General features: G+C 40.6%; 9 protein-coding genes. 3 read left to right on the forward strand and 6 right to left on the reverse strand.

Annotation, left to right across the window (positions count from 1 at the left end; translation table 11 throughout):
- Genes B5D82_RS02480 through B5D82_RS02490 form a run of 3 tightly spaced genes read right to left on the reverse strand, consistent with a single transcriptional unit; the run spans position 1 to position 5,761 of the window.
- Positions 1 to 1,425, reverse strand: a complete 1,425-nt coding sequence (locus B5D82_RS02480) for a TolC family protein (RefSeq protein WP_081148947.1) — start codon at positions 1,423 to 1,425, stop codon at positions 1 to 3.
- Positions 1,418 to 4,570 carry an efflux RND transporter permease subunit gene (locus B5D82_RS02485; RefSeq protein ID WP_081148948.1) on the reverse strand — a complete coding sequence of 1,051 codons (3,153 nt, stop codon included), beginning with the start codon at positions 4,568 to 4,570 and terminating at the stop codon, positions 1,418 to 1,420. The genes B5D82_RS02480 and B5D82_RS02485 overlap by 8 nt, the downstream gene beginning before the upstream one ends.
- A 9-nt stretch (positions 4,571 to 4,579) precedes the next feature.
- Entirely contained in the window at positions 4,580 to 5,761 is a 1,182-nt protein-coding gene (locus B5D82_RS02490) for an efflux RND transporter periplasmic adaptor subunit (protein ID WP_081148950.1), read from the reverse strand.
- A gap of 140 nt (positions 5,762 to 5,901) precedes the next feature.
- Here B5D82_RS02490 and B5D82_RS02495 point away from each other — a divergent pair, with 140 nt between their 5' ends.
- Both B5D82_RS02495 and B5D82_RS02500 read left to right on the forward strand, forming a co-directional pair.
- Positions 5,902 to 6,846 carry a LysR family transcriptional regulator gene (locus B5D82_RS02495; RefSeq protein WP_081148951.1) on the forward strand — a complete coding sequence of 315 codons (945 nt, stop codon included), beginning with the start codon at positions 5,902 to 5,904 and terminating at the stop codon, positions 6,844 to 6,846.
- 287 nt (positions 6,847 to 7,133) lie between these two features.
- The gene (locus B5D82_RS02500) at positions 7,134 to 9,665 is read left to right on the forward strand and encodes an acylase (RefSeq protein WP_081148953.1); all 2,532 of its coding nucleotides are present in this window, start codon (positions 7,134 to 7,136) and stop codon (positions 9,663 to 9,665) included.
- Between the two features lie 80 nt (positions 9,666 to 9,745).
- Here the strand turns inward: B5D82_RS02500 and B5D82_RS02505 are convergent, their stop codons facing one another.
- From B5D82_RS02505 to B5D82_RS02515, 3 genes are all read right to left on the reverse strand, one after another.
- On the reverse strand, positions 9,746 to 10,360 hold the full coding sequence (locus B5D82_RS02505) for an MlaC/ttg2D family ABC transporter substrate-binding protein (protein WP_081148955.1): 615 nt from the start codon (positions 10,358 to 10,360) through the stop codon (positions 9,746 to 9,748).
- Positions 10,361 to 10,509: 149 nt separating this feature from the next.
- A complete protein-coding gene (locus tag B5D82_RS02510; RefSeq protein WP_081148957.1) occupies positions 10,510 to 11,094 on the reverse strand; it encodes a TetR/AcrR family transcriptional regulator in 585 nt (194 codons plus the stop codon).
- Between the two features lie 137 nt (positions 11,095 to 11,231).
- Positions 11,232 to 12,554, reverse strand: a complete 1,323-nt coding sequence (locus B5D82_RS02515) for a M24 family metallopeptidase (protein WP_081148958.1) — start codon at positions 12,552 to 12,554, stop codon at positions 11,232 to 11,234.
- 305 nt (positions 12,555 to 12,859) lie between these two features.
- Here B5D82_RS02515 and B5D82_RS02520 point away from each other — a divergent pair, with 305 nt between their 5' ends.
- Positions 12,860 to 13,111, forward strand: coding sequence for a hypothetical protein (locus B5D82_RS02520; RefSeq protein WP_081148960.1), 252 nt, complete (start codon positions 12,860 to 12,862; stop codon positions 13,109 to 13,111).
- Positions 13,112 to 13,124: the final 13 nt, after the last annotated feature.

The raw sequence follows: 13,124 nt of genomic DNA on the forward strand, positions 1-13,124 counted from the left end.
CTATTTATTCGTATGATTTAAAGCATAGCTCCATTGCCCGTTAAACGACTGGTAGGCGTTTACTTTCGCAAGCATGGATGAAATGGTTAAATCAACTGCATTTTCTTGTGCTATTAAAACATCCTGACGTGCATCTAACAACTCTAAGTAAGGAATTTGCCCTTCTTGGTACATGGCTTCTGCTTGTAAAAATGCATTGTTAGCAAAGCCATAGCGTTCATCGGCAAAGCGTTTTTGCTGGGCTTGATTAACCAACAATTGTAGAGCAAGTTCGCTCTCACTGAGTGCCTTAAGCACGACTTGTTGGTAATCACTATAAGCGGCTTCACTTAAAAATTGTTGTGCATCTCGTTGTGCTAAAAGCGCCGGGTAACTGAGAATTGACCACTGAAGTTGCGGCGCTACTTGCCACTGCTGTTGTGTATCGCTAAAGCCTGTGCTGTTTATACTCAGAACGCCGGCAAATCCGCTCAAGCTTATGTCTGGTAATAATGCTTTGCTTGCTGAAACACTTAAGCTATTCGCTTGACTAAAGTCATAAATTGCACGGCTAATATCAGGTCTAAGGGCAATGGCGTTATTAGGTTCACTAAGCGTTACATTAAACTCATGCGCTAAAATAGCTTGTTCATCAGCTAACTTAACATCTTGCGCTAAACGGCCGGTAAGTACGGCTAAGGTCGATAAATCGCGATATTTAGCGTATTTAATCGCCGGTATTAATGCTTGCTGCTGCCTAAGTTGGGCCATGGTTCTGTTTAAATCGAGATCGTTAGCTACGCCTTCATCAACCCGTGCTTGCAATACATCAATGCCTTGCGTAAGTGCATCAATTTGCATGGCAATTATGTGCTGCTTTTCAACATTACCTTGATAGCTCACGAAACCTTTTACTACAGAAGATACGACTTCTATTTGTAATAAACGTACTTGTTCCGCTTGGCTCATGGCCGATGCATTTGCTGCATCAACCAAGGCGGTAATTCGTCCAAATAAATCTAATTGCCAGTTAAGTGCTAAATTAGCGCTTGATTGACGATCATAAGTAGAAATCACATCACTACGTTTTGCACCAATGGCAACACCACCTTGCGGTAAGTATTGCGCTTTTTGTTCGCCTAGTCGTGCTAAGGCACTTTTCAACGTTAATTGACTGGTTTGTAAATCGTAGTTATTGGCTAACGCGTCTGCTACTAATTGGTTTAGCTGACTTGAATCAAGCTTTATCCACCAGTTTATTTCATCTTCAGCGCTTAACTTGCCACTTAACTCGCTCGCAATGTTGGCTTTAGCGATTAACTCGCTAACAAGGTTTTGCTCTTGAACAGTGTCAATTTTACTCGCACAGCCTGATAAAAACACAACGGCTAAAATCGCACTTGCTGTAAAGCTTTTTTTAAGCAGTTTTTGTCCTAATTTAGTCATGAGATATCTCCTGCACTTTAGCTTTTTTACTTGTTACAAGCATATAAAATACGGGGGTAAACAATAAACCAAATACAGTGACACCAATCATGCCAGAAAACACCGCATTACCCATGGCGTGACGCATTTCTGCACCGGCACCGGTTGCTAACACTAATGGCACTACACCAGCAGTAAAGGCAATTGAGGTCATTAAAATTGGGCGTAAACGCATACGACAAGCCTCGAGTATCGCTTCTAAATGCGACAAACCGTTATCGTGCCTATCTTTGGCAAATTCGACCATTAATATAGCGTTTTTCGAGGCTAAGGCCACCAGCACGATTAACGCGATTTGGGTAAATATGTTGTTGTCAGAGCCGACAAACCAAACCCCTAATAACGCGGAGAAAATAGTCATGGGCACGATTAATATAATCGCCAATGGCAAGCGCAAGCTTTCGTACTGTGCAGCAAGCACCATAAATACCAGTAACACGACTAATGGGAATATATAAACCATAGTATTACCTGCCAGCACTTGCTGGTACGTAACTTCTGTCCACTCATATTCAATACCAGCGGGTAATGTGTCAGCGAGTACTTTTTCAATAGCGAGCTGTGCTTGGTCAGAGCTGAAACCTGGCGCAGGGCTGCCGTTAAGTTCTGCACTTGGGTAACCGTTGTAATGCATTACTCGGTCGGGGCCAATGGCCGGTGTTACCGTTAATACCGAGCCTAATGGCACCATGTTACCGGCACGATTACGTACTTTTAAGTTTAGAATCTGTTCTGGATCTAACCTAAAGTCAGCATCGGCTTGGGCATTCACTTGATAAGTTCGACCAAACAAGTTGAAGTCGTTTACATACACTGAGCCTAAGTAAATTTGCAACGCGTCAAATACTTCATTTAACGGAATGCCTTGAATAAGTGCTTGCTCACGGTCAATATCAATATCCATTTGTGGCACTTGAATACGAAAGCTTGAGTAAAGTCCCATTAATGCAGGATCTTTTTGCGCTTTACCAATAACGGCTTGCAAGCTATTAAATAAGGCTTCAAAGCCTTTGTTAGCTCTGTCTTCAATTTGGAGCTTAAAGCCGCCAGTAGTTCCTAACCCTTGAATTGGCGGTGGTGGGAATACCGCAACAAAAGCTTCGTCAATGGCAGCAAAACGTTGGTTTAATTGCGCCGCTATAGCTTGAGCCGATAGGCTTGGATCGTTACGTTTATCGAAGCTATCCAGTGGCGTAAAGACAATGCCGCTGTTAGGACTATTGGTAAAACCGTTCACCGATAAACCAGGAAACGCGACCGTGTGCGCTACACCCGGCACATCTAAAGCAATACGTTGCATTTGTGCCAAGACATCTTGAGTACGATCTAGACTTGCCGCATCAGGTAACTGGGCAATCGCGACTAAGTATTGTTTGTCTTGTTGTGGGATAAAGCCACCAGGTACCGCGTCAAATAACTTAATCGTGCCGCCAACTAAGGCGATGTAAGCGACCATCACAACAACAGTCATACGGATAAGTTTTTGTACTAGCTTTTCGTATCCTTTAGCACCACGGTTAAATACGCGGTTAAATGGTGTAAACAACCAACGACCGAATAATTTATTCAATAAGCGGGTAAAGGCATCTGGTTTTGCATCATGCGGTTTTAATAATAATGCCGCTAACGCTGGCGATAACGTTAATGAGTTAAAGGCTGAAATAATGGTTGAGATAGTAATGGTCAACGCAAATTGCTTATAAAATTGACCTGATAAGCCGGTAATAAACGCAGTCGGAATAAATACCGCACACAATACAAGTGCAATCGCAATAATAGGTCCGGTGACTTCAGTCATGGCAACGCGGGTTGCTTCAAGCGGTGATAAGCCTTTTTCGATGTTACGCTCAACATTTTCTACTACAACAATGGCGTCATCAACCACAATACCGATGGCGAGCACTAGGCCAAATAGTGACAGAGTATTTATCGATACACCTAGCCATTGCATGACAGCAAAGGTACCAATCAATGAAACAGGTACGGCAATTAATGGAATGATAGACGCACGCCATGTTTGCAAAAATACAATAACAACTATAACAACAAGCGCAATAGCCTCTAGTAATGTGGTGATAACCGCGTCAATAGAGCCACGTACGAATACTGTTGGGTCGTATACAATGTCGTATTCAACACCGGCAGGAAAATCTTTTGATAAGCGCGCCATGGTTTCACGTACTTGATCAGACAGTTCGATAGCATTTGAGCCCGGACGTTGAAAAATAGGCATAGCTAAAGCGGGTTGGTTATCAAGCTCAGCTCTAAGCGAGTATGAGTCTTGGCCTAATTCAACACGAGCCACGTCAGATAAACGGGTTAACTGACCTTGCTCACCGACTTTAATAATAACTTGTTCAAATTCTTCAATGCTATTTAATCGACCTTTAACATTTAATAATATTTGAAATTGGCTGTCATTCGAAATAGGTTGCGCACCTAAACTACCTGCAGCTACTTGTTGGTTTTGAGCACGTAAAGCCGTAACAACATCCGTCGCGGTAAGTCCACGTGATGCCAGTACATCTGGGTTTAACCATACACGCATTGCATATTTACCACCGCCAAATAAGCGGATGTCGCCAACGCCCGGTAAACGCGCAATTTCATCTTTAATGTTTAAATCGGCATAGTTAGATAAATAAGCGGTATCGTGCGTTTTTTCAGGTGAATATAAATGTACTACCATGGTTAAGTCAGGTGATGACTTCTCGGCGACTACACCTAAACGCTGAACTTCTTCAGGTAAACGCGGTAATGCACTGTTTACACGGTTTTGTACTTGCACTTGTGCTCGGTCTAAATCGGTACCTAATGCAAAGGTAACCGTTAAGGTCATGCGGCCATCACTGGTGGCTTGTGAAAACATATACAGCATGTTTTCAGTGCCGTTAATCTCTTGCTCAAGTGGTGTGGCTACTGTTTGTGCAATAACGGTTGGGTTTGCGCCAGGATAACTAGCCGATACAACAACCGTAGGCGGTACAACTTCAGGGTATTCACTGATCGGTAATTGGAATAATGAAATACCACCACCGATCAAAATAATGAGCGATAGTACGGCCGCAAAAATAGGGCGCTGAATAAAAAAGTGAGAAAAATTCATGATCAGCTCTTAGTGTTTAGCTATAAGGCTTACATCGTCCATTGAAGACAAAGTAAAGGCTATATCGGTTGTATCAATGGTGACGGTCGTCGGATTTATTGGCATGCCAGGTCCAACGCGAGCGGGGCCGTTGACAGCGATAATGTCGCCTTTATTTAAACCTGAAGTAATCGCACGTAATTTTCCGTAACGTTCACCAACTTCGATAAGCTTATATTCCAAAACGTTGTTTTCACCGACCGTAAGTACAAAGCGATTTTTCAAGTCTGTACCTATGGCACGTTCAGGAATAATAATTTGCTTCGTTATCGCGTTAGCAGCGAGCTTAATACGAGCAAATGATCCAGCACGTAATTGGTCGTTTACTTCACTATGTTGCCCCTCAAAAATAGCACGAACTCTTAAAGTACCTGTTGACGCATTAATACGGTTATCAATGAAGTTGATGTAACCTTCATGGGTAAAGGCTTGTTGTCCTATTTTTTGCATAACAACTTGCTGTTTGCTTGCCGCAGTAACATCAGCAAATGAATTATTCCAAGTACGCTCATCAATATCAAAATAGGCATACATTTCATGATTAGAAACGATTGACGTTAGTATGCTTTGACCCGCAAGTACGTTATTACCACGGGTGATATTTGCTCTTGAAATAACACCATTTATAGGTGAACGAATAGCCGTAAATTCTAAATCAAGTTGTGCTGAGGTTAGCTGAGCTTGTAATGCCGCTAATTGTGCTTCACGCTGATGTAAAGTTGAAGTGCGAGCTTGTGCTTGTTCTGTTGATATAGCATTGCGTTCTGTTAAGCGTATGGCACGTTTGGCTTCACTTTTTGCTTGGTCTAATGCTGCATTTGCACTAAGAATTTGAGCTTCTAGGCTCGCAACTACAGCTGCAAAAGGGCGGTTATCAAGTTGAAACAATAAATCGCCTTGTTTTACGTTATCACCTTCTTTAAAAGCAATACGGTCAATAACACCAGACACACGTGGCATTAACGCTACTTCTTCAGGAGACTCTAGACGGCTAGTATAAACATGCCAGTTTTGTACGGGTTTAACTAATACCTCGGCAACATCTATAGGTTGTAATGGCTGCGATGCTGTCTTTTTCTCAGGCTCTTCAGTACAGCCTGTTACAGCTAAACTAATGGTGATGATAGCGGCAATAAAAATGTGTTTGTTCATAAGAGTTCTCGTCTGGCTCGAAATAATATACTTAAGTTTCATGGCGTGCATGATACGGAACCAATGTGTGGATAAAAAGCATAGATTTTTAATTTCATTAGTGCCAGAATGACACCAATAAGATTATTAAAGAGTGGGTAATGGATACTACAAGTCGGTTATTAATGTTGTTAGATGTAGTTGAATTAGGATCATTCTCCAGTGCTGCAGAAAGCAGAAACATTGACCGCTCGGTGATTTCAAAGCAAATAAGTCGACTGGAAGATGACTTGGGCGTAAGGCTGCTAAATAGAACAACACGTTCTTTTTCGCTTACGGCTGCTGGCGCCGAAATGATAAAAAAATCTCGTGAATTACGAGAACTGCTTGGGCATACCATCAGGTTAGCTGAAAACTATCATCAAGAACCACGAGGGGTGTTAAAAATCACCTCGTCTACCATCATAGCAAAACTCTATTTACAACCGGTTATTAATGATTTTCAGAAACGTTTTCCTCAGGTTGAAGTCGAATTACGTTTGGAAGACCGTGTTGTTGATATTGTTGCCGAAGGCTTTGATTTGGCTTTTCGTGTGGGAGAACCCAAAGACTCGACCTTAATTGCGCGAAAGCTAGCCCGTAATCGTCTGGTTATTCTTGCATCTCCCGAGTTTATTGATACTTATGGTTTACCTAATACCATTGACGATCTCGCATTACTACCTGCAGCAACTTATACCAGCAATGCTTTGCGAGTTACAAGTATCAGCTATATAGATAAAAAAGGTGATAGAAATGAAAAAATGATAAAAAGCGTATTTCGTGCCAATGATGGTGAGGTACTGTTATTAAAAGCACTTTCAGGTACTGCTTTTGTTGTACTGCCGGCGCTTATCTTAGGTAATGAAGTTATAGATGGGCAACTAGTCCCACTGCTCACGGACATACAGTTATCAGACTTCAGTGCCATGTACGCAATATATCCACATCGAGACTTGCCCGTAAGAACTCGGTTATTTTTTGATGCAGTGCAAGAATATATTGGTAAAGATACGCCCATTTGGGAAAGTAATATTCCAGACTTCGACTCTTTATATCAAGGTTAGTATAAGTATAGTAAAACCCACCTAGCAAATATCTCATGAACAAAGCTTTTATAAAGTTCGCATTTAAATTTTTATATTTAAATAAAAACATATGCTAAATACCCCATTTGTATGAATGCTGACTACTGCTAGTAAACAGATAGAGCTATATTTTCCGTGAAAGTAAGCAAATTTTTGATGAATATTACCAAATAATAATCATTTGAGGTTGATGGTTTATTGTGCAAGTATGGCGAGGTAAGTAAAGTTTAACGTATGATAAAAATAATAGAAGTTAAAGGGAGTTTATTTTGAATTATTCAATAAAAAATACAATAAAGCCTATTTCAATCATAGGGTTAATTTCAGTATTATCCGCATGTGGAGGCGGTGATTATACCTATATAGGAACGCCAGAACCTGAAATTCCTACGCCAATTGCGCCACCAGTAGTCGCTACACCTGTGCCATCATTTGATGATGACGGCGTATTATCGGCAAATATTCGTTGGACAGATTATGGTGTGCCTCATATTAAGGCCGACAATCTAGAAAGTATGTCCTATGGTGTTGGCTATGCTTTCGCTAAAGATAATATTTGTGTGCTAGCCGACCAAATTATCAAATATAATTCACAGCGAGCAAAATATTACGGCCCAGACTTGGTGCCTGCTTCGGGTGATTCTGAGCACTTAATTAATGACTTTGGCTTTCTAACATTAGGCATAAGAGCGCATGCAGAACAAAATATAAATGCACTTTCAGCTAATAGCCAAGCGTTATTATCGGGTTATGCGCAAGGTTATAATAAATACCTAGCCGATACCGGGGTAGCTAATATAGACGCTGCATGTGCCAACATGCCTTGGGTTCAGCCGATCAGCAATATCGATATGATGACATACTCGCTTGGTATCGCTTTGTTGCCAGGGGCTGCAAATTTTCTTGGTCCAATGTTTTTAGCTGCTCCTCCAGGAGAAAGCTTCGCACCTTATGCGCAAAATGTTGCGGCTAATAATTATGTTGTTAATGCCAAGCCTGTTATTACAATGCCTGAAAAAAATCCAAGTGATTTAGGATCAAACGGCTGGGGCTTAGGTAAAGATAAAACAGAAAACGGCAAAGGAATGGTGTTGGCAAACCCACACTTTCCACATACAGGTAATTTACGTTTTTGGCAGTTTCATATTACTATACCTGATCATTTAAATGTGATGGGCGGTTCGCTTACCGGTGTTCCTGGTGTGGTAAATATTGGTTTTAATGAAAATGTTGCTTGGACACATACCTTTTCATCGGCTGAACATTTCGTGGTTTATCAGCTAACATTGAACCCGAACGATGCTGCGCAAATGTCGCAAGTTATAGATGGAACCAATCGTTTAATCACCAGTAAAGAAATTTCCATCGATGTTGCAGTTGCACCTGGCCAAACCATCAAGTTATCGAAAATGACTTATGCTACTCATCATGGTCCTATGGTGGTTGTACCAGGGAGTTTTGAATGGGGCCCCGGTGGTAATGCTTTTGCTATTAAAGATGCTAATTTGGGTAATGTCGATATAATTGATCATTGGTTAGCGATGAATTTAGCCGGTAATATTGCTGAATTTAAACAAGCTTTTAAAGACTACGACGGCGTAATTTTTAACAATACAATGTCGGCCGATAGCGAAGGTAATGTTTTCTATATTGATGATTCAACGGTGCCCAACTTAACCGCTTCAGCAATTAATGAAATGACCACTAACCCTTTACTTATTGGCGCAAAACAAGCCGCTGGCTTTACTATTTTACCGGGTTTTTTATCTGCATTTGATTTTGAGCGTGCTGTTCCTTATGAAAATGCACCACAATATTCAGGTACTGATTATGTACAAAACTCAAATGACAGTTATTGGCTTACCAATATTAATGCACCAATAACCGGCGTTTCTCCTTTATATGGTGACGTAGATAACCAACAGTCATTACGCTCTCGTATGGCACACAAGTTATTAGTGGATGCTGCTGGCAGTGATGGTTTATTTAATCCTACAGAGGTTGAACAAGCCTTATTCAGTAATCGAAATTATCTTGCTGAAAATATACTGACAGAACTATTAGCTATATGCCAAGCGCAAGGTAGCACAGCTGTTACTGTTGGTGCTGAGAATGTCGATATAAGCGCAGGTTGCACAGCTTTGTCGTTATGGGATGGCACTATGAATAAAGATAGTAGTTCAGCGCATTTATTTAGAGAGTTTGCTTTTCTATTCGATAAAAACCCACAATGGCTTAATAACTTCAATGTTGAAAACGCAACAAGCACTCCGAATGGCTTAATGAATAACAACACAACGTTAGAGCAATTTGCACAAGCTATTCTCAATGTTGAATCAGCGGGCTTAGCTTTAGATGCAACATTGGGCTCTGTGCAGTTTGTTGAACGTAGTTTACCTGATGGTAGTGCATCGGGCGTAAAAATACCTTGGGCTGGCGCGCACAATATAGAAGGCGGTTTTAATGTCTTTAGTACGAGAACAGGAAATGATGGCTCATTAATCCCCCGTCATGTTTACCCAGCACAAAATAGCGACTCTATTTTAAGTGCTGAAGGTAGCGGTTATCACATTAATTATGGCAGTAGTTGGATGACAGTAGTCAACTTTACCGATGAAGGCCCAGTAGCTAGGGGTTTATTGAGTTACTCACAGTCATCAGAATACGGCAGCGACCATAACTTAGATCAAAGCTTACTCTATTCACAACAACCGCAACTTAGGCCTTTACGTTTTACTGAAGCGGATATTGAAGCGAATAAAGTGACGGAAATGACGATAAGCTCAGCTCCAGAATAATACTTTTACATCGTGATCAAAAAAGCCCGCTTAACTTTACAGGTTATGCGGGCTTTTTATTCGCGATAGTTTGCTAAGTATTAACTTGCGATTGAAGCAAGTTCGAGGGTGACTTGGTCTAAGCCCAAATCAGATATTCTACGGTTCAACTCAGATTGTTTACTGCTAATTAAGGATATACCTTCAACAATCATATCGTAAGCCTTCCATTCTTGTGATTGTGTGTCTTTGCGCATTTGAAAAGTAATTTTTATATCAGGCTTGCCTGAATCGATAATTTTAACATCAACAGAAGCTGATTTTGCATTCTCTTTTAACTTAGCTTCCGGTTCAAATAATACTTTTTGGTTGCTGTACTGTGTTAATGCATTCGCGTAAGTGCGAACCAAGTATGAGCGCATGGCGGTAATAAAGTTTACGCGTTGCTCTTTGGTTGTATTTCGTAAATGTTTACCTAGAATTTTAAAGGCTGCATATTGGTAATCAACCGATGGCATTAATTCTTCTTCAACAATATCTCGCATTAGTTCAGGGAATTTTTTTAAAGCATCTTGATTACTAGCAATTTTAGTGAATAGGTTATTACCTGTTACTTCTATTACTTGATAGGGCGAAACTGCTGGCGTAGTCTCAGCTGCGATACTACTTTGTATAAAGTTAGTGAGTAATACAAACAGTACTAAGAGCTTTTTCATGATGGTCCTTGGGAAATACAGTTAAATTAAAGTGATTCAGAATTGTGGTTATTATACATACCGACCGCTCGGTCTGTAAATAGCATTTAGGATTAAGATAGTCGATAAAGTGTTAAGAATTGTTATCTATAGGTGGAGTTAATTTTAACTTAGCGTTTTAATTGTCGCATGTAACGACAAAGCTCTTTAATGACTTTGACAAATAACTCTTTGTTTAATGAGCTTTTACTTAAACTTGAAGAGCCATGAAATGTTGAGACAATAAAGTAAGCAACCTGACTAAAATCAAGCTCGGGTTGTAATTGCTGGCTAACACGTGACAAGTTGGTGGCAATTAATAAATTTAATTGCTGTTGCATCGCAAGTATTCTAATTCGAAAGCCTTCATCTACACCAGACATCTCCTGACATAGGTTGTTTAAAGGGCATCCGCATACTAGTTCATCGCACGTCATGTTTTTAGACATCGCACTGAAAAACTCGCACAAGCCTTCTATGGGATCGTCGGCTTCTACCGTTGGTTGCCATAGTTTAATAAATGCAGGGGCGTAAACCTCTTCAAATACCGCGTAGCCAAGTTCCATTTTATTAGCGAAGTGGTGGTATAACGCTCCTTTTGATATTTCACAGCGCGCTAAAATACAAGATAAGCTGGTTGCGGTGAAACCTTTTTTATGGATTTCATCGGCGCTAACTTCTAATATTTTTTGACGAGTTTGCTCTGAGTCTCTCATGAGGATACCTTAAAACACCTTAGTAACAGAATAGCGTTAGTTTAACCGACCGGTAGGTCGGTTGCAAAGCTAAAGTATGAACAAAGTGTATAAAAATTGTTACCAAGGTATTGGCTTATTAAAACTAAAGTACTGTTTTATGTTGTGCTCAGTTTAATTAATTTTCCGATGGGATCATCCAACGATGATGGCGGCATAGTGAACCATTGCGGGCCCTTTTTGGTCATATAAATGCAGTCTTCTAGGCGAACGCCGAACTCGCCTTGAATATAAATGCCGGGCTCATTCGAAAAACACATGCCTGGTTTTAATATGGCCGTTTCACCATGGACAAAGTTTACGCTCTCATGTCCTTCCATGCCAATACCGTGTCCGGTTCGATGCGATAATCCAGGCAATTTGTAGCCTGGGCCAAAACCTTTACTTTGATAAAATTCACGTACGGCATCGTCAACTAAACCCGCTTGTGTGCCTATTTTTGCTTGTTCAAAGGCTATTTCTTGGCCTTGTCTAACGGTTTGCCAAACATCACGTTGACGCTTGCTTGGCTCTCCAAAGACAAAAGTTCTGCTGATATCAGATTGATAACCATGAACATTACAACCGCAATCCATTAAGACAACGGAGCCTTCGGTTAATGTCTGCTTTTGTTTAGTGCCGTGCGGATAAGCACTGGCTTGATTAAAAAGCGCCATATTCCATGCACCTTTTCCGCCTAATTGCCCTTGGGCTGTGTGCATTAATGACTTTACATCGCTTTGGCTCATACCAGCCTTGAGCTTTGAAAATACATCGGCATAGGCAAGTAAAGTGACTTCGTTCGCTTTGTGCATTAACTCAAGTTCGTGTTGGCTTTTATACATTCGACAGCCTCGAGTTACGGGCTCGGCACTGACATGTTGCATGTGAGAAAGCTGTGCCATAATACCGCTCATAACGAAATACCGCACAGAGTTTTCAAAGGCTACTTTACCCTTATCCAAGCCTGCATCTTTTAATATTTTCTGGATTAATATGAACGGACTTTCGTGCTCTTGCCAAACACGAATATCATCACCTACCGCTAAACTTTCACGCACGCTAGGCTCTTCAAAAAAAGGGCAAACAACAGATATGTTGCCTTCACGTGGGATAATAACGGCTGTTAAGCGTTCACTACGCCACCACTGTACTCCTGAAAAATAGTCCATGGCAGCACCAGGCTCAAGGATCAGCGCAGAAATATCAAGTTGGTGCATTAATTTTTGTGCATGGCTAATGCGCTCGAATCGCTCGTTTTTACTAATGCCTTTGACTGTATTTGTTATTGTTTTTAGTGCTGATGATTGGTTTTTATTTGTATTAGCTTGAACATTGGAAGCTGCAGCAAGGCTAGAAGATGTAAGCGTTTGCCCTGCAATTGTCATAGTGGCAACACTTGCAGCACTGGCTTTTAAAAAAGTTCTTTTATTAAAGTTCATATTGTTTCCTGTCTGGCGTCAATGTGCTGCCTCGTTAGAGCAGTCAGATTTATAACTTTACGCTAGCGTTTATTTTCTTAATGGGCAAGCTGTTACCGATAAATAGCCACTTTCATGGGATGTATGAAGTTAATTAAAAATTCGTATGGTTGATAGCTTTAATTTATCTGTGTTCATGATGGTGATATGTATTATATTTTGGAGTTCCAAATATGGTAAAATTGCTACACCTATTAGAAACATAAATTATTCCGATGTTGGCGTAAATCAACCCGAAATATAGCGTACCCGAGTAAAATTATTTTATGGCAAAACCTAATAAAAAGGGCCCAACTAAAACAGTCGATATTTTTTGCGCTAGCTGTAATTTCTTATTATTTAAATATCGGAAGGGCGGCAAAGGCGCACTAGTCAAAAGTTTTAAAGAACGGATAAATCAAGATTACACGCTTGAGTCTTGTATTTGCCCAAAATGCCAAAAACCATTTGCTCGAGAGGCTTTGATTCGGGGTTTGCCAGCTTATAAGTTTATTGGCGGTAAGGTGTGGTTTAAATAGCCATAATTATTTT

Source organism: Cognaticolwellia beringensis (genome assembly GCF_002076895.1).
GTDB classification, from domain to species: Bacteria; Pseudomonadota; Gammaproteobacteria; order Enterobacterales; family Alteromonadaceae; genus Cognaticolwellia; species Cognaticolwellia beringensis.